Below are 22,153 nucleotides of genomic sequence, written 5' to 3' on the forward strand. Positions count from 1 at the left end.
TCCAGAAATTGCCATGCCTAACCGTTACTCGATGCTGACGCCGGCACGGTCGGCAACTTTTTCCCACGTCGCAGTTTCACGTTCGATGAAACGTCCGAACGCTTCGGGCGTGCTGGCGACGATGTCGAAATCGTCGCCCTCGATGGCTTTGCGGATGTCCGGCATGCCCAGAATCCGGGCGATCTCGCGCTGGTACTTGTCGACGATGGTCGCCGGCGTGCCCTGAGGCGCCGAAAAACCGATCCAGATGGTGGCGTCGAAATCGGGAAAACCCGCCTCCGCCATCGACGGCACGTCGGGCAGCGACTTCAGGCGCTTGCTCCCCGTCACCGCCAAGGCTTTCAGGCGTCCCGTCTTGACGAACTGGATCACGTTGGCCACGGCGAAAAAACCCGCATCAGTGCGCTTACCGAGCAGGTCGCTGATGGCCGGCGCCGCCCCTTTGTAGGGAATGTGCTTGATATCCACGCCGGCCCGGGTCTTGAAAAACTCCATGGTGAGATGCGAGGCGCTGCCTGGGGAAATCGAGGCATAGTTCAAGGCGCCCTGCTCGCGCTTGGCCAGCGCGATGAAATCGGCCAGATCGTCCGCCGGCACGTCCGGGTTCACCACCAGGACCTGCTCGGAAGACACGGCGCGCGTGATCGGCTCGAAATCCGCGAAGCGGTACTTCAGGTCTTTCCGGAGAAAGGCATTGATGACCAGTGGGTTGTAGCTGACCAGCACCGTATAGCCGTCGGGAGGAGACTGCGCCACCATCGCGGCGGCGATGCTGCCCGAAGCCCCGGCCTTCGTATCCACGACCACCGGCTGCCCCCAGGCTTCCGACAGCTTGGGCGCGACGTAGCGGGCGATGAGGTCCACCGTTCCACCGGCCGTGGGCACGACCATGCGGATGGGCTTGGACGGAAATGCGGTATCCGCGGCAACGGCGGCAATGGGAAGCGCTGCCAGCAGGCCGGCGAGCGCTCCCCATCGACAGGCCCTGCGGCGGGAATGCGATAGGCAATCCATGTTCTCTCTCCTTTGGGTCAATGCCGGCAATCGCGTTGCCGGTTCCTGGTTTTCTTCCTTACATATGTATGCATACTTATATATGTACACTTACTTTAATGGATTGCGGTTAAGATTGTCAACGACCATGACGAATACAGGCTCAAAAAAACGGGAGGCCGGCTCGCCCAGGGCAAGTGGGATGGACGAGCTGTACATGCGGCCAGGCGTGCTGTTCCGGCGCGCCCACCAGATCGCCGTGGGCGTCTTCATGCACGAGGCCGCGGCGCTCAAGCTCACCCCGCCTCAGCATTCGATCCTGTTCACCATCGACCGCTGCCCGGCCCTGAACCAATCGGAAGTAGCCCGGGCGCTGGGGTTCGATCGCGCCACGACCGGGCAGATCATCGCCGGCCTGGAAGCCCGAGGCCTGATCAAACGCAGCCCATCCGCCACCAGCAGGCGCAAGAACGCCCTCTACATCACGACGGACGGCGTGCGCCTGCTGAGCGAAGCGGAGGAACCGAGCCGACGCAGTTCCAAACGCCTGCTCTCGCCCCTGAGCACCAGCGAACAACGCCAGCTCATGGGCCTGGTCGCCAAGCTGACCACGGCGCTCAACGACGAATCGAGAACCCCGCTGACACCCATCGCCCCGGGCGAAAACTAGCTTATTGCAATGCCGAATCCGGCACCGGCACGGTGTAGTTCAGCGCCAGGCGGCCGCCGTCTACATACACGGTCTGGCCGGTGACGTAGCTGGCGTCGTCGCTGGCGAGGAAAACGGCGGCGCCGGCGACTTCTTCCGGACGGCCCAGCCGCGTCATGGGAATGCGCGACAGCACGGTGCGCAGGGCATCCTTGTTGTCGGTGATGGTGGCCATGATGTCGGTATCGATGCTGCCCGGGCCGAGCGCGTTGACGCGCACGCCGTGCGGCGCCATCGCCAGGGCCATCGACTTGGTCATCTGCCGCACCGCGCCCTTGCTGGCGCCGTAGGCGAGCTGGTTCGACATGGCGACTTCCGCGGTCATCGACGACAGGGTGATGATGCTGCCCCCGCGAGCACCGCGCACCATGGCCTTGGCGGCGGCCTGCGCCACCAGGAAGGTGCCGCGCACGTTGACGTTCATCACGAAATCGAGGTCTTCGGGCGTCAGGTCGAGGAACTCGGCGGCGCGGATCACGCCGGCATTGCAGACGCAGATGTCGAGGCCGCCGAACTCGCGTTCGCACAAGGCCACCATCTCGGCCACCTGGGCAGGATCGGTCACGTCGCCCACCATGGCGCGGGCAGGCCAGGCCATCTGCACCAGGGCTTCGGTCTTGACCTTCTCGGCGCGATCGACCAGCACGACCTTGGCGCCTTCCTGGCTGTAGCGCCTGGCGATCGCCAGCCCGATGCCACCGGCGGCGCCCGTTACCAAGGCGACTTTATCTTTCAGTCTCATTCAAACACCTACGTATTGCGCGATCAATTCGGGGCGGTCGGCCAACTCCGGCGACGACCCCTTCCACACCGTCACCCCCTTGTCGAGGATGAAGTTGCGGTCGGACAGGCGCAGCAAGGCCTTGGTGTTCTTGTCGACCACGATCATGGTCAGCCCTTCCTGCTTCAGCTGCGCCAGCACGCTCCAGATTTCGGCGCGCACGATGGGCGCCAGGCCCTCGGTGGCTTCGTCCAGCACCAGCAGGCGCGGGTTGGTCATCAGCGCGCGGCCGATGGCCAGCATCTGCTGCTCGCCGCCCGACAACTGCGTGCCCAGGTTGGCACGGCGCTCTTTCAGGCGCGGGAACAGGCCGTAGATCCTTTCCAGCGTCCAGTCGGAATGGCCGGTGCGCTTGGCCGTGGCCAGCAGGTTTTCCTCCACCGTCAGGGTGGGAAAGACCTGGCGGCCTTCGGGCACCAGCGACAGGCCCAGGCGGCCGATGCGATACGGAGCCCGGCCGTTCAGCACCTGGCCGTCGAAGCTGATGGTGCCGGCGGCCGGCTTCAGCAGGCCGAACAGGCAGTTGATGACGGTGGTGCGGCCCATGCCGTTGCGGCCGATCAGGCCAACCACCTCGCCGCGCTTGACTTCGAGATCGATGTCGAACAGCGCCTGGCAGGAACCGTACTTGGCCGCCAGGCCTTGGATGGAAAGCATTCGTCTTCCCCTCTGGATATGGTTGTGGCCGGCCCTAAGCGTCCGCGTCGTCGCCCAGATAGGCGCGGCGGACCTCCGGATGGTTGCGGATTTCCTCGATCGAGCCGGTGGCGACGATCTTGCCGTAGACCAGCACGCTGATTCGGTCGGCCAGCGAGAACACGGCGTTCATGTCGTGTTCGATCAGCAGGATGGTGTAGCGGCCCTTGAGCGAACGCAGCAGCTCGATCGCCGCCGCGCCCTCGGCCGCGCTCATGCCGGCCATGGGCTCGTCGAGCAGCAGGATGCGCGGGTCGGCGGCGAGCGCCATCGCCACTTCCAGTTGGCGGCGCTGGCCGTAGGCCAGGTTGGAAACCACCGTGTCGGCCACGTCGGCGAGATGGCATTGCTCGATGATCTCGCGCGCCTTGGCCATCACGTCGCCATACGCCGTCATGGGCTTCCATACGGCCCAGCGCACGCCCTGCTTGCGCAGCGCCGCCAGGCAGACGTTCTCGACCACGGTGAAGGCGTCGAAGATCGAGGTGATCTGGTAGGAACGCAGCAGCCCCATGCCGACGCGCTGCTGCACCGGCGTGCCGCTGACTTCCTCGCCGCCGATGCGGATGCTGCCTTCGTCGGAACGCAGCTCGCCGGTCAGAAGGTTGATCAGCGTGGTCTTGCCGGCGCCGTTGGGGCCGATGATGGCATGCAGTTCGCCCGGTTCGATGTCGAGGCTCACGCCGTCGGTGGCGCGCAGGCCGCCGAAGCGCTTGACCAGGTCGCGGGTGCTCAGTCCGATGGCTTGGCTCATCGCGTTTCTCCCGCGGGAACGGCGGCCGGCTCGGCCGCGGTTTCGGGCGCGGACGGCTGCGGCGCCGCGACCCCGCGCAGGCGTTCCAGCCAACTGAAATTGCTCTTGGCCAGCAGCGCGATGACGACGATGACCGGCCCCATGATCAGCATCCAGTGCTGGGTCAGCCCCTTGAAGAATTCTTCCATGACCAGGAAGGCGATCGCGCCGACCACCGGCCCGGCGATGGTGCCCAGGCCGCCGATCACCAGCATCACGATCAGTTCGCCCGACACCGGCCACGACATGTAGCTGGGCGACGCGAAGGCCGTGAGATTGGCCAGCAGCACGCCGGCGATGCCGGTCAGCACGCCCGACATCACATAGGCCGCCAGTTGCACGCGGAACACCGAGTAGCCGAAGGCGTTCACGCGCCGCGGGTTGATGTGCGTGGCCTGCAGCACCATGCCGAACGGCGACTTCTTCAGCCGCGCCAGGAACACGCACGAGGCCAGCAGGACCGCCCATGCCGCCCAGTAGACCTCGGTGCTGCCTGTGAGCTCGAACAGGCCGAAGTTGCTGGCCTCGTTGATGTTGAGGCCGTCGTCGCCGCCGAAGGTCGTCATGCTGACCATCAGGAAATAGAACATCTGCGCGAAAGCCAGCGTGATCATGATGAAGCCGATGCCCGAGGTGCGCAGGCAGACCGCGCCCACGACCAGCGCCACCAGGGCGCAGACGGCCACCGCCGCCAGCAGTTGCAGCCAGCCGTCGCTGATGCCGTAGTAGCTCAGGATGCCCACGGCATAGCAGCCCAGGCCGATGAACATGGCGTGGCCGAAGCTGACCAGGCCGGCAAAGCCGAGGACGATGTTCAGCGCGCAGGCGGCCAGCGCGTAGACCAGGACGCGGGCGAAGAAGGTGACGTAGAAAGGCTCGCCCACCGCCTCGGCGACGAAAGGCACGCAAGCCAGGACGAGGAACAGGATCGGCACGACCCATGCTCCGAGTTTGACGCGATTCATAGAAAACCCTTGCAGTAGGTCAGCGCTTGGCCGGCGCCAGGATGCCATCGGGCTTGAAAGCCAGCACCAGGGCCATCAGCACGTAGATCAGCATGGAGGCCAGTGCCGGGCCGACGGCATTGGCGGAGGCAGGCCCCATGAAGGCGCCCAGCAGTTGCGGGATGTAGGCGCGGCCCAGGGTATCGATGACGGCGATCACCACGGCCGCGACCAGCGCGCCGCGGATCGAGCCGATGCCGCCCACCACGATCACCACCAGCGCCAGGATCAGCACCGGCTCGCCCATGCCCGACTGCACCGACAGGATCGGCCCCGCCAACGCGCCGGCCAGCCCCGCGAGGCCGGCCCCCAGCATGAACAGCAGCTTCTTCAGCAGGTCGATGTTGACGCCCAGGACGCTGACCATGGACGAATTGCTGGCGCCCGCGCGGATCAGCATGCCGAAGCGGGTTTTCTGGATCAGGAACCATGCGCCCAGCGCGACCAGCACGCCCACGGCGATGATGAGGATGCGGTAGACCGGGTACGGCGAACCGAAGATCGTCACCGCGCCTTCCAGGCTGGGCGGAATGGCGGCGTAGTACGGCCGGTTGCCGAACATGACGATGGCCAGTTCGTTGAAGAACATCATCAGGCCGAAGGTGGCCAGCACCTGGTAGAGGTGGTCGTGCCGGTACAGGGGCTTGGCCACCAGGTGTTCCAGCAGCAGGCCGACCAGGCCGGCCGAGACGATGGCCGCGACGATTGCGAACGCGAACGAGCCGCTGGCGTTGTAGCTGGCCGCGCCGATGAAGGCGCCCACCATGTACAGCGAGCCGTGCGCCAGGTTGATGAAATTCATGATGCCGAAGATCAGGGTCAACCCCGACGACAGCAGGAACAACAGCACGCCCAACTGCAAGCCGTTGAGCAACTGCGAAAGAAACAGAGAACTATTCATGAGCCTTCCGTAACAAACATCACCAGCCCCCAGACGGGGCCTGGCGGAGTCGGGCTCCGCCCGCCCGCCAGGCCGCCCCCTGGGGGGCGCGCGCAGCGCGTAGGGGGGCCCTACATTTTGCACTCGGCGACGTAGGCGTCCTGATGGTCGGTCAGGACCTGGGCCAATTGCTTATACGTGATTTTCCCGCCTTCCTGCACGACCTGGTATGCGTAGAAGTGCTGAATCGGCATATTGTTGCTGTTGAAGGCGAACTTGCCGCGCACGGTCGGGAATTCCGCGCCCGCTTTCTTGACGGCCGCGGCGAAAGCCTTGTTGTCGTTCACCTTGCCGCCCAGGCTGGCGACGGCCGCGTTGAGCAGGTTGGCGGCATCGTAGCCGTTGACCGAGAACTCCGTCGGGGTGCGCTTGTACTTGGCCTCGTAGGCCTCGACGAATTTCTTGTTGGCCGGGTTGTCGAGGGTGGGTGCCCACGGCGTGCCGTAGATGGCGCCCACGGCCTGTTCTTTCAGCGCCGCGACCGAGTTGGCATCGATCAGGCTTTCCGAGAAGAACGGCAGCTTGCCCATCAGGCCGGCCTGGTTCAACTGGCGCGTGAAGTTGATGCCGATGCCGCCGGTGTAGAACACGAACAGCGCGTCGGGCTTGGCGTTCTGCGCGGCCGCGATCTCGGCCGCGTAGTCGAGCTGGCCCAGCGGCGTATAGACTTCGTTGGCGACCTTGCCGCCATAGAAGCGCTTGAAGCCGTTGAGCTTGTCCTTGCCGGCCTGGTAGTTCGAGGTCATCAGGTAGACGTTCTTGTAGCCCTGGTCCTTGACGTACTTGCCCATGGCTTCCGACATGCCGTCGTTCTGCCATCCCAGCACGAACAGGTTGGGCAGGCATGCCTTGCCGGCGATCGGCGCGGGACCGGCATTGGTGGACAGCGCCACCACGCCCGCGTCCTTCAGGCGGCGGGTCTCGGCCATCAGCACGTTGGAAAAGCCCAGGCCGACAATGGCGTTGACCTTGTCGCGCTCGATGAACTTCTGCACGATCTGCGCGCCCACGTCGGGCTTGAGCTGGTCGTCCTCGCGCAGCACGGTGACGGGCTGGCCGCCGAACTTGCCGCCCAGTTGCTCCAGCGCCAGCATGAAGCCGTCGTACTGGTCCTGGCCCAGCGCGGCCATCGGCCCCGACAGCACGCCCGAAAAGCCGATCCTGACTTCGGCCTGCGCCGCGCCGGCGGCCAGAGTGGCCGCCAGAGCCAGGGCCAGCGTCGTTTTCTTCATCATCATTATTGGTGTCTCCTGCTACTGGAAAAGTACGGAACGCGCTAGCGCCCGAGCGCCTTGGCGGTTTTCCCGCCAATGCCGAAATTCGTCTTGGGCACTTCGACGAGAACCACCCGCACCGATTCGCGCGGCGCGCCGATGGCGCGGTGGGTGGCCTCGGTCAGTTCCTCGATCAGAGCCGCCCGCTGTTCGTCGGTCCGGCCCTCCATCATCTGCACGGAAATGATAGGCATGCATGCTCTCCTTGGAGCGTCTTGAAGCGTGGACTCAGAGCTTCACGCAAACGTTGCGCAGCTCGGTGTAGAACTCCAGCGAATGTACCCCGCCCTCGCGCCCGATGCCGGATTGCTTGGCACCGCCGAACGAAGTGCGCAGGTCGCGCAGGAACCAGGAATTGACCCAGCAGATGCCCACGTTCAGGGCCTTGCCCAGGCGGTGCGCGGTGCCGACGTTCTGCGTCCAGACCGTGGCGGCCAGGCCGTAGGGTGTGGCATTGGCCAGGTTGATGACCTCTTCCTCGGTGTCGAAGGGCTGGATGTGGCAGCAGGGGCCGAAGATTTCCTCGCGCACGACGGCGGCGGTTTCGGGCAGGCCGGTCCAGATGGTCGGCTGCACCCAGGCGCCCTCGGCCATCTTGCCGGGCATGTCGGGCACGCCGCCGCCGGTCACGATGGTGGCGCCCTCCTCGCGCGCCTTGGCGTAGTAGCCCAGCACCTTCTCGCGGTGGACCTGCGAGACCAGCGGACCGAAATTGGTGGCGTGATCGTTCGGGTCGCCCAGCTTGAACGACTCGGCCTTGGCCTTCAGCGCGGCCACGAACTTCTCGAAGATCGGGCGCTGCACGTAGACGCGCTCCGTGCCCAGGCAGACCTGGCCGCTGTTCTCGAAGGCGGCACGGGCGATGCCGGCCACGGCCTTGTCGAAGTCGGCGTCGGCGAACACGATGCCGGGGTTCTTGCCCCCCAGTTCGAAGGAAACCGGGCGCACGCCGTTGGCGGCGGCCTTCATGATGACCTCGCCGGTACGGGTTTCACCGGTGAAAGTGATGCCATCGACGTCGGGATGCGAGGTCAGGAATTCGCCAGCGGAATCCGGGCCGAAGCCATGCACGACGTTGTAGACGCCCGGCGGCACGCCGACCTCATTCATCACTTCGCCCAGCAGCGTGGCCGTGGCGGGGGTTTCTTCCGAGGGCTTGACCACCACGGTGTTGCCGCAGGCCAGTGCCGGCCCCACCTTCCAGGTCATCAGCAGCAGCGGCAGGTTCCACGGGCAGACCACGCCGATCACGCCGCGCGGCACGCGCACCGAGTAGTTGAGCGCGAAGCCATTGTCGGGCGTTTCCATCTCGAAGGTTTCGCCAGGCACGTTGCGGATCAGGTCGGCGAACACCTTGAAGTTGGCGGCGCCGCGGGGAATGTCCACGTGGCTGGCCAGCACGTGGGGCTTGCCGGTGTCGGCCATCTCGGCCGCCAGGAAATCGTCGAAGCGGCGGTTGATGCCATCGGCGATGGCATGCAGCATCTCGACGCGCTGCTGCACCTTCATCGTGGCCCAGGGGCCGGACAAGGCGGCGCGCGCGGCCTTCACGGCGGCATCCACCTCGGCGCGGCCGGCCTCGTAGACCGGCCCGATCAGGCTGTTGTCGACCGGATTGCGGTTCTCGAAGGTCTTGCCGGTGGCGACCCACTGGCCGTTGATGAAGTTCTTGAACTCGTTCATGAATGCCTCTCCGTTCAATGCGGGGGATGATTTAGATGACTTCGTTGAATTCGGGATCGCCGTCGCACAGGTATTCCCACATGCGTTCGTAGATGCGGCCGGCCCAGGTGGCGCGGCGCTCGCACTCCTCCGGCGACAGCACCGGGCCGCCGGCCAGGCCGGCGGCGCGCAGTTGCAGCTCGATGCGCGCCGCGTCTTCCAGGTACCAGGTCAGCGTCACGGCCTGCTCGAGACCGGCCGCGGCCACCACCGCGCCATTGCCGCGCATCACCACCGCGGGCGCCTGGCCCATCGCGGCGGCGACACCGGCCGCCTGTTCCTCGGTGCGCACCAGTTGCGGGTCGTCCCACAAAGGCACGCCGGGCGAGAAATACGAGCCCATGCCGTGGCGCGGCGCGGGCGTGACGCCGGCGCTGGAAAGCGTCATCACGTCGCGCGGCATGCTACGGATCACGGCGCCGACGTCTTCCCGCAGGCGGTAAATATGCTGATGGATGCGGACTTCGCCGAGAACGCCTTCGGGCAGCTCTCCGTGGACGGGAACCACCGTCCCTGCCTCGTGCGGCGCAATCATGCCCATGGGCTTGGCAGCGCAGACGAGGAAATGATCTTTGTCCAGGCGCAGGCTGCAGTGGCCGTACGCGTGGGCCAGGTTGGCACGCGCCAGGGCGCGGGCCGCCGCCCGCACCAAGCTTTGCTGGCGCGGGGTCGGCACGATGGAGGGCGCGCTCAAGACTTGAACTCCGGAATGTCGGGTTTGGAGCCCCACATGCAGAACCCCGTGGGATCGGCCGGGAAATTGCGCGGACGATAGTTCTTCTCGTCTTCCTCAGTGATGAGGCGCACGCCCGTCGAATACTCGTAGATCATGCCATCCGGGCCTTCGAAGTACAGGAAGATGGCGCTCGACGTCGGATGACGGCCCGGTCCGAAGCGGATGGGAATGCCCTTTTCCTGCAGCACGTAGAAGGCACGCATGATGTCGTCGATGCTTTCTACTTGGTGATTGATGTGCTGCACGCCCGGATAGGCGGAAGGGAAGAGCGCGATCTTGTGGTGTACCTCGTCGATGCGCAGCAGCGGCGCTTCGTCGATGCGCAGCAGCGGCGCTTCGCCGATGCGGTCGCTGACCTTGGCGCTCAGCAGGCGCGTCCAGAAAACTTCGTCGCGCCGCGCGTCCAGCGTGCGCAGCCCGATATGGCTGAACCCCGTGATGCCCGCATCCCGCGAAGGGAAGTAGCGGCGGCCGCTATGCAGGGGCGCATATACGAGGTCGACGCTGTTCCCCGAGGGGTCCTTGAAGTTGATGAACTCGCGGACATAGCGCTGCTCGGCTTCGGCGGCCTTGCCGCGCGTGGCCTGGTAACCCGCCCGCTCCAGTTGCTCCAAGGCCTGCTCGAGCTCTTCAGGAGTGTCGACTTCAAAGCCCGTGGTGTGATCGCGGGGATCGCCTTCGAAATAGCAGAGCGTGTGATCCCGGCTGTCCGACTTGAAGTAAACGGCCTTGCCTTCGCGCCGCGCCACTTGCAGGCCCAGGATCTCCGTGGCGTAGCGAACGGCGCCGTCCAGGTCGGGCGTGCCGAGCCGCACGTAGCGGATGTCGTGTAGATGAATCACCAATGTCTCCCAGCTTGGGCCTAGAGGCCCGCCATCTTTCGTAGCGAACACAATACGCCACAAAATCTCGGTTGAAAATATTTTTATCGAGATTTTATGGTTTTCCCTAATGCTGACGGTTTTACTCGATAATCCACTAGAATTTCACCAGTAAACAACGAGAGGGGGCAATAAGCCGCCCGTACCATCAGACATGCCTGGAAGCCCATTGGAACTGCCCCCGCTGGCTCACTCGGCCACCCCCACTACGCTGGTCGGGACGGCTTACGCGGCATTGCGCCGCGACATCATCGAAGGCCGGCTCGCCCCGGGTTCGCGCCTGCGCGTCGAGCATTTGAAAGATTCGTACGGCGTGGGGGCCGGCACGCTGCGCGAAGCCCTGTCGCTGCTCGTCTCAGACGCCCTGGTGGTCTCCCAGGGGCAGCGCGGCTTCCACGTAACGCCGATTTCGATGGAGGATTTCTACGACATCACGCGCAACCGCATCCTGCTGGAATGCGAAGCGCTGCGCCAGGCCATCCAAACCGGCGACGACGTCTGGGAAAGCCGCATCATCGCTGCCTTCCATCGGCTGAGCCGGGCCGAGGAGCGACTCGCCTCCAATCCAATCAATCGCTTCGACGAATGGGAAGACCGCAACCGGGAATTCCATCAAGCGCTGATCAGCGCCTGCACCTCGCGCTGGATGCACCACTTCCTCGGCATCCTGTACCAGCAGGCCGAGCGCTACCGCCGGCTGGTCGTCACCCGCAAGCCCATCCCGCGCGACGTGCATGACGAACATCGCGCCATCCTGGAAGCCGCCTTGGCTCGGGACGCAGATCGCGCCAGCGCCCTGCTGGCCGACCACATCAGCACGACCTACGAGGCCGTCAAGCACCTGCCTCCGGACCTCTTCACCAACCACGGACAGGCAGCGGAAAGCGCACCGGCCGCCTGAGGCGGGCGACCTTGCAAAAAAAAAGGACGATGCCTGGAGAGGCGTCGTCCTTTTTTCGCTTCGGCAGTGGCGGCCCGCACGGTGGCCGCCCAGGCATGATCAAAGATCCAGCACCAGCTTGCTTCCCTTGCAACCCGAGACGCAGACCATCATGGTCTTGTTCGACTCACGCTCGCGCTCGGTCAGCACCGAATCCCGATGGTCGGGGATGCCGTCCAGCACGGCGGTCTCGCAGGCGCCACACACCCCTTCGCGGCAGCTGTAGTCGGCATCGATGCCCGCTTCCAGCAGCGCATCGAGCAGCGACATGCCGGCCGGCACGTCGATGACCTTGCCGGACTTGGCCAGCTCGACCTGGTAGCTGCCCTCTTGCGAGGCCGTCACCTCGCCCGCGGCGGCAAAGCGTTCGATGTGGACGTTGGGATAACCCAATTCCTTGCAGGCGGCCTCGAAGGCGTCCAGCATGGGCGTGGGACCGCAGCAATAGAAGTGCGTATCGGCCGGATGCGAGGCCAGCAGCTCGCGCAGGTTCGGCGGACCGCCCGCCTCGTCGTCGAAGCGCAGCGTGACCTTGCCGCCGGAGGCGACGAGCTCATCGACGAAGGCGGCCTCTTTGCGGCTGCGGGCGCAATAAATCAACTCGACCGGCTTGCCGATGTCGCGCAGCCGGTTGTACATGCAGAAAATGGGCGTCACGCCGATGCCGCCGGCCAGCAGCACCGATTTGGGCGCCGACTCGTCCAGCTCGAAGTTGTTTCGCGGCGGCGCGATCTTGATGGTCGATCCCACGCGCAGCTGCTCGTGCACGAAGCGCGAGCCCCCCCGGCTATTACGGTCGTTCAGCACCCCGACCACATAGCGATGGCGCTCTTGCGGCGAATTGAAAAGCGAGTAGCTGCGCACGAGGCCGTTGGGCAGATGCAGGTCGATGTGGGAACCGGCCTCGAAAGGCGGCAGTTCATCGCCAGTGGGCGAGCGGAGCTCGACACTGACAATGCCCTGCGCTTCAAGGCGGATGGTGTGAACCAAAACCGTTAGGAGTGAGCTGCTGTTCATGAAGGGTCAACAAAAAGCGGTTATGCGTCGGCACGCAGGGCGATGTCGAGCCGCGCGAAGGCGTCGATCTCCACGGTCAGCCCGGGGAAGACGAGGCCACGCACCTCGACCAACGTGGAACACGGATAAGGCGACCGGAAGAACTCCTTGCGGGCCCGCCCGACTTCCTCCTTGTCCTGGATGCTCGTCACGTAAATCACCAGTTTATAAATATTTTGCACCCCTCCGCCAGCCGCCTCGACCAAAGCGCGGATTTTGCCCAGCACAATAAGGGTTTGTTCGTAGGTGCTCAGCGGGGCGGCTGCGGTCGACTCCGGGTTGGCGGTCATGCCCGACATGGCGATCTCGTTGCCCAGGACCAGGCAGTTGGACCAGGTCGCCGTCTCGCGCTCGGGCACGGACGGCGCGACCACGCGCCGGGCTACGCTAGCTTGATTCATCGCGTCCTCCGTTGGCGGAGGCGATTCCCCAGACGGGGAATCGCCCCTCTCACAGCGCCTTGCCCTTGAGCTTCTCGAACTGGTCGGTAGCGAGGTTGCGCAGGTGGCGACGCAGGCGCACCAGCCCGATGTCGTGCTGGTACAGGTTTTCACGCTGGTTGGCGTCGGGCTCCATCACCTCCAGCACTTCGCGATCCTGCTCCAGCACGGCCCAGTGGCGGGCTTCCAGGCGGTTGCGGTACAGGAACTGCCAGGCGTGGCGCTGCCAGCCCGAGACCTTGCGGCAGCGCCAGTGGAAAACGGCAGCCAGGTTCTCGGAGATAGGCGTGTAGGTACCGACGATGGCGAAGCTGCCGCCGGGGCCGCCGGTAGCCGGATACGGAATCTCCAGGCGCAGCCAGTGCAGGCCGGTATTGGCCCACTCGGTCCAGTCGAAGTTCACGCCGCGCTGGCCCTTCTTCTCGAACACGAAGCCGTGCTCGGTGTCGCGCACGCCGAACTCGGCCACGGAAGACCCTTCGGCCATCGAGTGCGACTGCTTGTGCAGGTAGGTCCCGTGCATGGGATCCATGACGTTGTCGATGACGTAGCGGTAGTCACCGCGCCATTCGGTGTAGCACAGGAAGGAAGCGAACTCGTCCGAGGTCAGCTCTTCCGGCAAGGTGAAGTCGGGCGCTTCGTCGACGTTGGTGGCCGAGTTGTACAGGAACACCGCGCCGTTGCGCTCGACCACGTGGAAGGCGCGCGCGGCGCGCTTGCCTTCGAGGCTGCAGCCGGGGCTGCCCGGCACGCTGGTCACCACGCCATCGTTGCGCACCTGCACGCCGTGGTAGCCGCAGGCGATGCGGTCGCCCAGCAGGATGCCGCGCGACAGCGGCGCGCCGCGGTGCGGGCAGTGGTCTTCCAGCGCGTACAGCTTGCCGGCCTCGTCGCGCCAGAACACGAGTTTCATGCCCAGGCGGCGCAGCGAAACCGGCTTGTCGGCGATGAAGTGGGACGGACAGATCGCGTACCACGTGTCTTTCAGGCCGTTCGCCAGCAGGGCGTCGGGGCTATCGATCTTGGTCATGACGGACTCCTCAGGCGGTCTCGGCCAGGCGGGCCAGTTCGGATTGCAGCAGTTCCTCGGTCCAGGGCACGCCATTGGGTGCCGGGGGTCCGGCCTGGTTCAGGTATTCGACGATCGGCGCGAGCTCATGCTTGCCCGCCGCGAAGGCGCGCTCGAGCGAGTCGCCCAGCAGGCTTTCCCATTCGGTGGGGGGACGGCGCCGCGCCTGATGCGGTTCCAGATAGCGATCTTGCATCATTTACCTCCGTTGCGTACGCGTTCGCGGATGCGTTCGCGAACGGGAACAAAGTCATAAGTGGGATAGCACTCGGTGCGGAACACCCCCCAGGCCGAGCGCTCGAGTTCGACATTGACCGTGGCCAGCAGATGCGGCGGCACCTCGAGCGTCACGATCTGCCCCAGCCCCATCGCCACGGTCCAGGACACGATCTTCACGCCTTCGGGCGGGAACCGCTCCCACCAGTCGGCTTCCTTGAGCTTGGTCTGGACCGCGTCCAGATTGTTCGACTGATCGTGCTTGAGCAGCACGGTCAGCATCACATTCGATGATTCAGCCATGGTTTCTCCAACGTCCCCCAGACGCAGGATGCGGCGGATCCGGCTCCGCCGGACCACCCGCATCGTCCCCCTGGGGGGCGCGCGTCAGCGCCTAGGGGGGGTCTTGTCCGTCAGAAACTTGCCGTCGGGCGCTTTCGCGTTCTTCTGGCGGCGAGTGTTGCCGTCCAGGCCGCCGTCGATCGCCCATTCGGCGAACACCGTCGGACCGGGCTCGAAATCGCGGGCTTCCCACTCGGCATCGAGGTAGTCGTCGTCGGCGTAATACTCGATGAGGCCACCGCCCGGGAAATTGAAGTACCAGAAGTAGGCCGACGATATCGGATGCCGGCCCGGACCGAGCTGCGTGCTCCAGCCATGGCGGGCCATCGCCATGCCGCCGCCGAACACCTCGTGGATATCGCGCACCGCGAACGCAACGTGGTTCAGGCCGGCGCGCGGCTCGGGCGGCTGCAGCAGGAACAGGTCGTGGTGGCCGCCTTCGGGCGCGCAGCGCATGAAGGCGCCCTTGCCCGGATAGCGGTCGGAAGCCACGAAGCCGAAGTTCTCGGCGTAGAACTGCTCGCAGGCCTTCACATCCTTGACGAAGAACACCACGTGCCCGACTTCGATGGGCGTGGCGCGCTCGTAGATCGGGCTGCGCTGGTTGCGGCGGGCCTTGGTTCCCCAGGTATTCATGCCCGGGCTGTCGAGATCGATGTCGATCTTGCGGGTGGTCTGGAAACGCACGGCCAGACCGTTGGGATCGGTACAACCGACCCGGCCGCCGTCGTTCACGTAGCCCGGCTTGTCCTTCAGGCGAGCCGCGAAACGCTCCAGCACTTCGTCGCTGGACACGCCCCACACCACTTCACGCAGCGTCGGGCCATCCTCGATCGCCGGCGGCAGCCCAGGGAAATCGGTGGTCTTCACGATCACCCGGCACTTGTTCAGCGATTCGAACACCAGCGACTTGTCCGTTTCCTCGACCAGCGTCAGGCCCCAGTCGGACAAGAACTGTTTGCACGCGGCCAGATCGTCGGCCCCGTAGGTGATTTCGTCTATACCCAATACGTCCATTTGGCTCTCCTACCTCAGTTTGCCCAAGGCAAAGGATTCTGGTTCAGACCCCAGTACATGCCCTTCTGTTCCATGTACTGCAGGATGCCGAGTCGGCCCTTCTCGCGGCCGATGCCGCTGTCGCGCCAACCGCCGAACGGCGTGGAGATCGAGAAGAACTTGTAGGTGTTGATCCACACCGTGCCGGCCTGCACGGCGCGGCCCACGCGCCAGGCGCGCTTGTAGTCGCGGGTCCAGATGCCGGCGGCCAGCGCGTACACGCTGTCGTTGGCCTGCTCGATCAGGCTTTCTTCATTGTCGAACGGCATCGCCACCAGCACCGGCCCGAAAATCTCTTCCTGGCTGATCCGCGCCTGGTTGGTCAGGCCTTCGATGATGGTGGGGCGATAGAAATATCCCTTGTCATAGATGCCGCCCTCGGGACGCTGGCCACCCGTGCGGATGTGCCCACCTTCTGAGACACCCATCTCGACGTAACGTTCGATGGATTCGCGATGGCGGCCCGTGATCAGCGGCCCCATCTGGGTACGCTCGTCGGCGGGATCGCCCACGCGCAGCGCCGCGGCGCGCTGGGTCAGGCGGTCGAGGAATTGTTCGTAGATCGACGAGGCGACGAACAGTCGCGAGCCGGCGATGCAGGACTCGCCAGAGGAGCTGAAGATGCCGTACAGGACGCCGTTCACGGCGTGGTCCAGGTCCGCGTCCTCGAACACCATGGTGGGCGACTTGCCGCCCAGTTCCAGCGACACGGGCATCATCTTGTCCGCGGCGATGTGGGCGATGTGCTTGCCGGTGGTGGTGCCGCCGGTGAACGACACGCGCTTGACCAGCGGATGCTTGGTGATGGCGTCGCCGATGACCGAGCCCTTGCCCGGCAGCACGCTGATGATGCCCTTGGGCACGCCCGCTTCTTCACAGATGCGGGCCAGGTCCAGCGCCATGATGGGCGTGACTTCGGCCGGCTTGACGACCACGGCGTTGCCCGCGGCCAGGGCGGGGGCCAGCTTCTGCGCCTCGCTGGCGATGGGCGAGTTCCACGGCGTGATGGCAGCCACCACGCCCATGGGGTCGTACACGCTCATCGACACATAGTCCCCGCGCGACGGCGTAATGACTTCTTCCAGCGTTTCGCAGGCCGCGGCGAAGAACTGGAAGGTGCCGGCGGCGCTGGCTACCAGCGCGCGCGTCTCGTTGATGGGCTTGCCGTTGTCCAGGCGCTGGCGCTGGGCGAGGTCCTCGGCGCGCTCCCGGATCAACTGGGCGATGCGGTAGAGCACGGCGGCCCGCTCATGCGGCTTGCGCTGGGCCCAGCCGCTGGTGCGGAACGCCTTGTCGGCGCCTTGTATCGCTTCTTCCACGTCGTCCAGGCTGGCCGCGTTCAGATAGGCCACCGGTTCGCCGGTGGCGGGATAGAGCGTGGCGTAGCGTTCGCCGCCGCCCTCGCGCCAGGTGCCGGCGACGCAGATCGGAAGGGTCTTGTCGGAAATCATCATGGTTCAGGCTCCCGCCTTCTCGGCCGCGGCCTTGACCGGAGGGCCGGCGAACTTGGTGTTGAAACCGCCCACCGACAGCATGTCGATCTCGACGATGAACGGCCCCTTGACGGCCAGGCCCTGCTTGATCGCGCCTTCCAGTTCGTCCAGGTGCCTGACCTTGGCGTGGCCCAGTCCCATGGACTGAGTCAGGAGCGCATAGTCGGGGGTATGCAGTTGCACGTAGTGCTTGCGGCCGCCGTAGACGGCGTCCTGGATGTTCTTGATGACGCCGTACGACTGGTCGTTCATCAGGATGATGAGCATGTCGGCCTGCTCCTGGACGGCGGTCGCCAGCTCGCCCAGGTTCAGGATAAAGCCGCCGTCGCCGGCCAGCGTGAAAGTCTTCTTGCCGGAAGCGGTCACGGCCGCGCCGACGGCGGTACCCACCCCCATCGCCAGGCCCAGGCCGATGCCGCCGCCCAGCGCGTGCACGCCGGCCTTCGGATCGTGCAGGCACGGCAGGCGGTTGCCCCAGATGCTGTTGGACAGCGTCACGTCGCGCACCCAGTTGAAGGACTCGCCCACCACGGACTGCAGGGTGTCGATCAACTTGGTGTAGGGACCGACGTCGTCGCGCAGCTTGGCCATCGCGGCCTGCTTGGTGGTCTGGAGGTCGTCGATGAATTTCGGATCGACGGCCATCCGGCCTTCCAGGCGGTCGGCCAGGCCCTTGAGCGCCAGCGTGGCGTCGCCATTGACGAAGAAGTCGCTGGTGTAGGCGCGGCCATCGGCCTGCGGATCGGCGTCGATGCGATAGCGCGTGGCGGGCAGCTTGAGCGCGTACTTCAGCGTTTCGTTGCTGCGCAGCCGCGAGCCGACCACGACCAGGGCGTCCACGGTCTGGTACAGGTTCTCGACCGGCTTGACCGCGGTGAACGACCCCAGGCAGGCGGGATCGTTCTCGGGAATCACGCCGCGGCCCTGGGTGCTTGTGATCACGCCGAAGCCCAGCTTGACCAGGCGGCGGACCTGTTCGCCGGCCTTGCGGGCGCCGCCGCCCAGCCACAGCAGCGGGCGCTTGGCCTGCGCCAGGCGGTTGGCCAGCTCGTCCAGGGCGGCTTCCGAGGGTACCAGGTCGGCGACCGGCAGCGGGTTCAGGTCGGCGGGCATGTCGATCAACGCGGCCTGCACGTCGATCGGGATCTCGATGCTGACCGGGCCGGTGGGCGCCGTCATGGCGATCTGTACGGCGCGCTTGATCGTGCCGATGGCGGTTTCCGGCGTACGGATGCGGAAAGCGGCCTTGGACACGGCCTTCAGCATTTCGAGCTGGTGGTTGGCCTCGTGGATGAAGCCCAGGTTCTGATCCAGGTAGGGGCTGTCGATCTGGCCGGTGAGGTGCAGGAGCGGCGTACCGGCGGTGATGGCTTCCACCATCGAGCCGGCGGCGTTGCCGGCGGCCGTGCCGGTGCTGGTCACGGTCACGCCCAGGCCGCCCGTGGTACGCGCGTAGGCGTCGGCCATGTTGGTGGCGCCCGCCTCGCCACGCGCCATCACGAAGCGGATGTTGCCGCGTTCGCCGAAGGCGTCGAGGATAGGCATGTTGTGAATCGAGATGACGCCGAACGCCGCCTTGACGCCGCAGTTTTCCAGAAACTGCGCGATGGCGGCGCCCACGGTGATGCGGTTGGCATTAGGCATGACGGCAAACCCCTCCGGAGATATCGATATGGCTGCCCGTCGTGTAGGAAGACAAGGGCGTGGCAAGGAAAAAGATGGCGCGCGCGGGCTCTTCCGGGCGGCCGAGGCGGCCCAGCGGGATCTGTTTCTCGGCGGCGATGCGGGCCGTCCACTGTTCCCACGTGAGCGAGCGGTCTTTGCGTTCTTCGTAGCGGCGGCGCCACTGGCCCGATTCCACCAGGCCCAGCAGGATGCCGTTGACGCGGATCTTCTTGGGGCTCAGTTCGAAAGCCAGCGAACGGACCAGGTTGTGGATGCCGGCGCGCGCGGCCGAGGTGGCGACCATGTGGGGCTCGGGCTGGATTGCCAGGAGCGAGTTCACGCAGACGATGGCGGCGTCCTCGCTCCGCTCCAGTTGCGGAATGAAGCTGCGCGTCGGGTTGATGACCGAGAAGAACTTCAGTTGCACTTCATCGAGCCATGCCGAATTCTCGGTGCTGGCAAAGGTCGAGACGCGCCCCTGGCCCGCGTTGTTGACCAGGATGGAGGCCGTCCCGAGTTCCCGCTGCACGTCGGCGGCGAAGGCCTCGACCTGCTCGGGAACCAGCACGTCGCAGCGCGACGCGAAGATGCGGGCCTGGGGAAAGCGCGCCAACAGGCCGTCCTTGGCCTGCTGGAGCTTTTCCTCGTTGCGGCCGCAGAAGGCAACGGCCGCGCCGGCCTCGAGCAGCAGTCCCACCGTCGCCAGTCCGATGCCCGAGGTCCCCCCGGTGACGACGGCGACCTTTCCGGCCAGGTTATACATAGTCATTAGGCAACCATTCCGTTCAGTTTTTTATCGAAGCCGTAGGCGTCGTCCTGCCCACGGTAATTAAGCAGTGAAGAAAGCTCGGCGGCGCTGTCGCAAACGCTGCGCGCCAGGCGTTCGAGCCTCGAGTCTTCCAACGGCACGGCCGGCATCGCCACGCCCAGCGCGGCGACGATGGCCCCGCCCTGGGTGCGGACCGGCGCGGCCAGGGTGGAAATACCGGACTCGAAAAACCCCTCGTGCAACAGGTAGGGACGCCTCCGGTCCCGCTGCAGCAGCGCATGAAGCTCTTCGACGCTGCGCGGCGTAAAGGAATTCACCGCGGCCAGCGTTCCGTCGGGATAGAGCGCGCGCAGCTCGTCCAGCGCCATCTCCGCCATGAGCACGCGCCCCAGCACCGTCGCGTGGGCGGGCAGCCGTGTACCGACGTTGACGGAACTGGCCAGCGGCGTGTTCGCCGCGGCCTTCGCCACATAAACGATATCCGGACCATCGCGCACGACCAGATGGCACGACAGGTTGAATTCATTGCGCACGCGCTCGAGCAGCGGCGCGCCCAGCTGCGTGAGTTCCAGGGATGCGAGGTATTCGAAACCCAGGCGCAGCACCGCCATGCCCAGGGAATAGTCGCGGCCGTTCTCGGCGCGCTGGACGAACCCCAGGCGCTCGAGCGTCGCCAGCAGGCGAAAGACCGTGGTGCGCGGCACGCCCAGGCGGCGCGCCAGGTCGGGCGCCGTGACCGTGCCGTCCCCCTTGCCTACTTCGCAGAGCACGCGCAGCCCCCTTTCCAGCCCTGGAACGACATATTTTTCCTGCGCGGCGTCCGATGAGGAGAGGGGTTTCACGGCGAGAGACGAGTAAAGGAGCGATCCCGGGCGTCCGTTTCAAATATGAACTATCAAACCATCCACGGAACAAGACAGAATATAGCGGTTGAAAAGAACGTGTGCGACTAGGGTAAACCCTCGAAATGTGGGGAATTCAGCTTGGGCCTCGCCGCGGGCAAACGGCACGGGTCCGCTGGATCGGCGAAGGCCGGCGCGCTCGGTGAACGACGGGGAACCCCGACGACGCGCGCCAATGTCCAATGTCTCGCCGGGACAAGGCCCGCGTGCGTCAGATGGCGTTGACGTCGACGCCGAGCACGCGCAATTTCGTCTTGAGCCGGCGTATTTCGTTGCTCATGTCCAGAATCAGCGCGGCGGCGTCCAGGCTGGCGTCGAAGTCGCGCTGCAGGCTGCGCGCCGCCAGCGCCCGCTGGAGCGCCCCGCTGTCGAAGCGCCAGTCGGCCGGGCGGCCGCTGGCCTCGATGATGCCTACCTTCACCAGTTGCAGCACCCAGGCCTCTTCGGCGCCGCAGGCCCGGGCCAATTCCCCGGCGTCGAGCGGCTTTTCGCTTCCCACCAGCGTGGCGGTGACGGCCACCGTCTTCATCGTCAGTCTCCCAGGTTCCGGCGCGGATCGAACGGCACTTCCTGCGCCAGGTTTCTATAGGCCTGCCTGGCCTTTTCGGTGTCGGCCGGCGGCCATACCACCTCGAGCACCAGGTAGAGGTCGCCCGCCGGATCGCCCGGTATGCCCCGGCCCTTCAGGCGCAGCTTGCGTCCGTTGCGCGAGTTCGCCGGCACCGTGACGTCGACCGGCCCGCCCGGAGTGGGCGCGCGGACGGACGCGCCCAGCATGGCTTCCCAGGGAGCAACCGGCAGGCTCATGTACAGGTCCCGGCCCTCGACCCGGTACCGGGAATGGGGCTTGAAGCGGATCTCCAGGTAGAGATCGCCATTCTCGCCCCCGCCCATGCCGGGCATGCCCTGGCCCGCCAGCCGGATGAACTGGCCTTCGCGCACGCCGGCGGGAATGCGGACATTGAGCGTGCGTTCCTGCAACCTGGGCTGCCCTCTCTCGTCGTGGCCGATGGAGCGCAGCGAGATGTCGCGCGTCGCGCCGTGCAGGGCATCCTCGAGGTCGATCTCGATGGCCGCGTGATGATCTTCGCCGCGGGCGCGCATGTGTGCGCCGCCGGGACGCCGGCGGCCGCCGAACAAGGACGAGAAGAATTCGCTGAATGCCGCATCGTCGCCCGAGCTCGCGCCGCGGAACTCGAATCCGCTGTCCCAGCCGGGCGGCGGACGGAAATCGCCTCCCGCCGACACGCCGGCGGCAAGGTTGTCGTACGCGGCGCGCTTCTCCGCATCCTTCAAGACCTGGTAGGCCTCGTTGACGTCGCGCATGCGCTGCTCGGCGTCGGCCTCCTTGCTGACGTCCGGATGGTACTTGCGCGCCAGCTTGCGGTAGGCATGCCGGATGTCGTCGTCCGACGCGCCCCGTTCGACGCCCAGGATAGCGTAGTAGTCCTTGAACTCCATAGCCGCGGTCTCGCAAGAGATGAAGCCGGCAGGGCACGCGGCCGGGCCGGCTGATTACTCTAGAGATGAGGACGCACCCGCCGATTTCAATCGGCCCCGAGCCCGCCCGGGCTGCGGGGGGCCGCCCGGACGGCTCTTCCCGTGCCAGTCTATCAGGGAGCGGCGCGGAATTTGTATCGTATGCTTGAGGGCCTCATTGAACATTCCTTGGACGA

General features: G+C 65.7%; 24 protein-coding genes and 1 pseudogene. 2 read left to right on the forward strand and 23 right to left on the reverse strand.

All coding sequences use genetic code 11. The features are described 5' to 3' along the window. Positions 1 to 24: 24 nt before the first annotated feature. Complete coding sequence (locus tag CDO44_RS21035) at positions 25 to 1,014, reverse strand: tripartite tricarboxylate transporter substrate binding protein (RefSeq protein ID WP_087782243.1); 990 nt, start codon at positions 1,012 to 1,014, stop codon at positions 25 to 27. Between the two features lie 181 nt (positions 1,015 to 1,195). Here CDO44_RS21035 and CDO44_RS27690 point away from each other — a divergent pair, with 181 nt between their 5' ends. After that, positions 1,196 to 1,663 carry a MarR family winged helix-turn-helix transcriptional regulator gene (locus CDO44_RS27690; RefSeq protein WP_158213372.1) on the forward strand — a complete coding sequence of 156 codons (468 nt, stop codon included), beginning with the start codon at positions 1,196 to 1,198 and terminating at the stop codon, positions 1,661 to 1,663. 1 nt (position 1,664) lies between these two features. Here CDO44_RS27690 and CDO44_RS21045 read toward each other — a convergent pair whose 3' ends face one another. The 10 genes and pseudogenes from CDO44_RS21045 to CDO44_RS21090 all read right to left on the reverse strand — a co-directional run bounded on the left by CDO44_RS21045 (position 1,665) and on the right by CDO44_RS21090 (position 10,490). After that, positions 1,665 to 2,444, reverse strand: coding sequence for an SDR family NAD(P)-dependent oxidoreductase (locus tag CDO44_RS21045; RefSeq protein ID WP_087782244.1), 780 nt, complete (start codon positions 2,442 to 2,444; stop codon positions 1,665 to 1,667). Then, positions 2,445 to 3,140 carry an ABC transporter ATP-binding protein gene (locus tag CDO44_RS21050; protein WP_087782245.1) on the reverse strand — a complete coding sequence of 232 codons (696 nt, stop codon included), beginning with the start codon at positions 3,138 to 3,140 and terminating at the stop codon, positions 2,445 to 2,447. A 34-nt stretch (positions 3,141 to 3,174) separates the two neighbouring features. Beyond that, entirely contained in the window at positions 3,175 to 3,933 is a 759-nt protein-coding gene (locus tag CDO44_RS21055) for an ABC transporter ATP-binding protein (protein WP_087782246.1), read from the reverse strand. Next, complete coding sequence (locus CDO44_RS21060; protein ID WP_087782247.1) at positions 3,930 to 4,937, reverse strand: branched-chain amino acid ABC transporter permease; 1,008 nt, start codon at positions 4,935 to 4,937, stop codon at positions 3,930 to 3,932. The genes CDO44_RS21055 and CDO44_RS21060 overlap by 4 nt, the downstream gene beginning before the upstream one ends. Positions 4,938 to 4,956: 19 nt before the next feature. Then, positions 4,957 to 5,877 (reverse strand): branched-chain amino acid ABC transporter permease, encoded by a 921-nt coding sequence (locus CDO44_RS21065; protein ID WP_087782248.1) that lies wholly within the window; start codon positions 5,875 to 5,877, stop codon positions 4,957 to 4,959. A gap of 110 nt (positions 5,878 to 5,987) precedes the next feature. Then, positions 5,988 to 7,148, reverse strand: coding sequence for an ABC transporter substrate-binding protein (locus CDO44_RS21070; protein WP_087782330.1), 1,161 nt, complete (start codon positions 7,146 to 7,148; stop codon positions 5,988 to 5,990). Between the two features lie 44 nt (positions 7,149 to 7,192). Beyond that, positions 7,193 to 7,393, reverse strand: a pseudogene (locus CDO44_RS21075) (2-hydroxymuconate tautomerase); the annotation flags it as partial. A 25-nt stretch (positions 7,394 to 7,418) separates the two neighbouring features. Then, a complete protein-coding gene (locus CDO44_RS21080; protein ID WP_087782250.1) occupies positions 7,419 to 8,873 on the reverse strand; it encodes a 2-hydroxymuconic semialdehyde dehydrogenase in 1,455 nt (484 codons plus the stop codon). A 31-nt stretch (positions 8,874 to 8,904) separates the two neighbouring features. Beyond that, positions 8,905 to 9,606, reverse strand: a complete 702-nt coding sequence (locus CDO44_RS21085; protein WP_198951413.1) for a class II aldolase/adducin family protein — start codon at positions 9,604 to 9,606, stop codon at positions 8,905 to 8,907. After that, the gene (locus CDO44_RS21090; RefSeq protein WP_087782332.1) at positions 9,603 to 10,490 is read right to left on the reverse strand and encodes a VOC family protein; all 888 of its coding nucleotides are present in this window, start codon (positions 10,488 to 10,490) and stop codon (positions 9,603 to 9,605) included. Before CDO44_RS21090 ends, CDO44_RS21085 begins: the two co-directional genes overlap by 4 nt. 193 nt (positions 10,491 to 10,683) lie before the next feature. Between CDO44_RS21090 and CDO44_RS21095 the strand changes: the two genes are divergently transcribed. Next, complete coding sequence (locus CDO44_RS21095; RefSeq protein ID WP_087782251.1) at positions 10,684 to 11,430, forward strand: GntR family transcriptional regulator; 747 nt, start codon at positions 10,684 to 10,686, stop codon at positions 11,428 to 11,430. A 99-nt stretch (positions 11,431 to 11,529) separates the two neighbouring features. Here CDO44_RS21095 and CDO44_RS21100 read toward each other — a convergent pair whose 3' ends face one another. The 12 genes from CDO44_RS21100 to CDO44_RS21155 form a co-directional block, all read right to left on the reverse strand. Then, the gene (locus tag CDO44_RS21100) at positions 11,530 to 12,486 is read right to left on the reverse strand and encodes a PDR/VanB family oxidoreductase (protein ID WP_087782252.1); all 957 of its coding nucleotides are present in this window, start codon (positions 12,484 to 12,486) and stop codon (positions 11,530 to 11,532) included. Between the two features lie 20 nt (positions 12,487 to 12,506). After that, positions 12,507 to 12,926, reverse strand: coding sequence for a RidA family protein (locus CDO44_RS21105; protein WP_087782253.1), 420 nt, complete (start codon positions 12,924 to 12,926; stop codon positions 12,507 to 12,509). Positions 12,927 to 12,975: 49 nt separating this feature from the next. Then, positions 12,976 to 13,995, reverse strand: coding sequence for an aromatic ring-hydroxylating dioxygenase subunit alpha (locus CDO44_RS21110; RefSeq protein ID WP_087782254.1), 1,020 nt, complete (start codon positions 13,993 to 13,995; stop codon positions 12,976 to 12,978). Positions 13,996 to 14,005: 10 nt separating this feature from the next. Beyond that, positions 14,006 to 14,233: a recombinase-like helix-turn-helix domain-containing protein gene (locus tag CDO44_RS21115; RefSeq protein WP_198951414.1), complete on the reverse strand. Its 228-nt coding sequence runs from the start codon at positions 14,231 to 14,233 to the stop codon at positions 14,006 to 14,008. Beyond that, positions 14,230 to 14,553 carry a hypothetical protein gene (locus CDO44_RS21120; protein WP_087782256.1) on the reverse strand — a complete coding sequence of 108 codons (324 nt, stop codon included), beginning with the start codon at positions 14,551 to 14,553 and terminating at the stop codon, positions 14,230 to 14,232. Before CDO44_RS21120 ends, CDO44_RS21115 begins: the two co-directional genes overlap by 4 nt. A gap of 84 nt (positions 14,554 to 14,637) precedes the next feature. Further along, positions 14,638 to 15,609, reverse strand: a complete 972-nt coding sequence (locus CDO44_RS21125) for a VOC family protein (RefSeq protein WP_087782257.1) — start codon at positions 15,607 to 15,609, stop codon at positions 14,638 to 14,640. Between the two features lie 14 nt (positions 15,610 to 15,623). Then, complete coding sequence (locus CDO44_RS21130) at positions 15,624 to 17,099, reverse strand: aldehyde dehydrogenase (protein ID WP_087782333.1); 1,476 nt, start codon at positions 17,097 to 17,099, stop codon at positions 15,624 to 15,626. Positions 17,100 to 17,105: 6 nt separating this feature from the next. Beyond that, a complete protein-coding gene (locus CDO44_RS21135) occupies positions 17,106 to 18,785 on the reverse strand; it encodes a thiamine pyrophosphate-binding protein (RefSeq protein ID WP_087782258.1) in 1,680 nt (559 codons plus the stop codon). Beyond that, entirely contained in the window at positions 18,778 to 19,575 is a 798-nt protein-coding gene (locus CDO44_RS21140) for an SDR family oxidoreductase (protein WP_087782259.1), read from the reverse strand. Before CDO44_RS21140 ends, CDO44_RS21135 begins: the two co-directional genes overlap by 8 nt. Then, positions 19,575 to 20,417 (reverse strand): IclR family transcriptional regulator, encoded by an 843-nt coding sequence (locus CDO44_RS21145; protein WP_087782260.1) that lies wholly within the window; start codon positions 20,415 to 20,417, stop codon positions 19,575 to 19,577. Before CDO44_RS21145 ends, CDO44_RS21140 begins: the two co-directional genes overlap by 1 nt. 271 nt (positions 20,418 to 20,688) lie before the next feature. Further along, positions 20,689 to 21,006 (reverse strand): chaperone modulator CbpM, encoded by a 318-nt coding sequence (locus CDO44_RS21150; protein WP_087782261.1) that lies wholly within the window; start codon positions 21,004 to 21,006, stop codon positions 20,689 to 20,691. Positions 21,007 to 21,008: 2 nt separating this feature from the next. Next, positions 21,009 to 21,938 (reverse strand): DnaJ C-terminal domain-containing protein, encoded by a 930-nt coding sequence (locus CDO44_RS21155; RefSeq protein WP_087782262.1) that lies wholly within the window; start codon positions 21,936 to 21,938, stop codon positions 21,009 to 21,011. Positions 21,939 to 22,153: the final 215 nt, after the last annotated feature.

The sequence above is a fragment of the Pigmentiphaga sp. NML080357 genome (assembly GCF_002188465.1).
Classification (GTDB): Bacteria; Pseudomonadota; Gammaproteobacteria; order Burkholderiales; family Burkholderiaceae_B; genus Pigmentiphaga.

Excerpts from the sequence above, each read along its gene's own strand:
- CDO44_RS21035 (WP_087782243.1), bottom strand. The coding sequence starts at position 1,014 with ATGGATTGCCTATCGCATTCCCGCCGCAGGGCCTGTCGATGGGGAGCG.
- CDO44_RS27690 (WP_158213372.1), top strand. The coding sequence starts at position 1,196 with ATGGACGAGCTGTACATGCGGCCAGGCGTGCTGTTCCGGCGCGCCCAC.
- CDO44_RS21045 (WP_087782244.1), bottom strand. The coding sequence starts at position 2,444 with ATGAGACTGAAAGATAAAGTCGCCTTGGTAACGGGCGCCGCCGGTGGC.
- CDO44_RS21050 (WP_087782245.1), bottom strand. The coding sequence starts at position 3,140 with ATGCTTTCCATCCAAGGCCTGGCGGCCAAGTACGGTTCCTGCCAGGCG.
- CDO44_RS21055 (WP_087782246.1), bottom strand. The coding sequence starts at position 3,933 with ATGAGCCAAGCCATCGGACTGAGCACCCGCGACCTGGTCAAGCGCTTC.
- CDO44_RS21060 (WP_087782247.1), bottom strand. The coding sequence starts at position 4,937 with ATGAATCGCGTCAAACTCGGAGCATGGGTCGTGCCGATCCTGTTCCTC.
- CDO44_RS21065 (WP_087782248.1), bottom strand. The coding sequence starts at position 5,877 with ATGAATAGTTCTCTGTTTCTTTCGCAGTTGCTCAACGGCTTGCAGTTG.
- CDO44_RS21070 (WP_087782330.1), bottom strand. The coding sequence starts at position 7,148 with ATGAAGAAAACGACGCTGGCCCTGGCTCTGGCGGCCACTCTGGCCGCC.
- CDO44_RS21080 (WP_087782250.1), bottom strand. The coding sequence starts at position 8,873 with ATGAACGAGTTCAAGAACTTCATCAACGGCCAGTGGGTCGCCACCGGC.
- CDO44_RS21095 (WP_087782251.1), top strand. The coding sequence starts at position 10,684 with ATGCCTGGAAGCCCATTGGAACTGCCCCCGCTGGCTCACTCGGCCACC.
- CDO44_RS21100 (WP_087782252.1), bottom strand. The coding sequence starts at position 12,486 with ATGAACAGCAGCTCACTCCTAACGGTTTTGGTTCACACCATCCGCCTT.
- CDO44_RS21105 (WP_087782253.1), bottom strand. The coding sequence starts at position 12,926 with ATGAATCAAGCTAGCGTAGCCCGGCGCGTGGTCGCGCCGTCCGTGCCC.
- CDO44_RS21110 (WP_087782254.1), bottom strand. The coding sequence starts at position 13,995 with ATGACCAAGATCGATAGCCCCGACGCCCTGCTGGCGAACGGCCTGAAA.
- CDO44_RS21115 (WP_198951414.1), bottom strand. The coding sequence starts at position 14,233 with ATGATGCAAGATCGCTATCTGGAACCGCATCAGGCGCGGCGCCGTCCC.
- CDO44_RS21120 (WP_087782256.1), bottom strand. The coding sequence starts at position 14,553 with ATGGCTGAATCATCGAATGTGATGCTGACCGTGCTGCTCAAGCACGAT.
- CDO44_RS21125 (WP_087782257.1), bottom strand. The coding sequence starts at position 15,609 with ATGGACGTATTGGGTATAGACGAAATCACCTACGGGGCCGACGATCTG.
- CDO44_RS21130 (WP_087782333.1), bottom strand. The coding sequence starts at position 17,099 with ATGATTTCCGACAAGACCCTTCCGATCTGCGTCGCCGGCACCTGGCGC.
- CDO44_RS21135 (WP_087782258.1), bottom strand. The coding sequence starts at position 18,785 with ATGCCTAATGCCAACCGCATCACCGTGGGCGCCGCCATCGCGCAGTTT.
- CDO44_RS21140 (WP_087782259.1), bottom strand. The coding sequence starts at position 19,575 with ATGACTATGTATAACCTGGCCGGAAAGGTCGCCGTCGTCACCGGGGGG.
- CDO44_RS21150 (WP_087782261.1), bottom strand. The coding sequence starts at position 21,006 with ATGAAGACGGTGGCCGTCACCGCCACGCTGGTGGGAAGCGAAAAGCCG.
- CDO44_RS21155 (WP_087782262.1), bottom strand. The coding sequence starts at position 21,938 with ATGGAGTTCAAGGACTACTACGCTATCCTGGGCGTCGAACGGGGCGCG.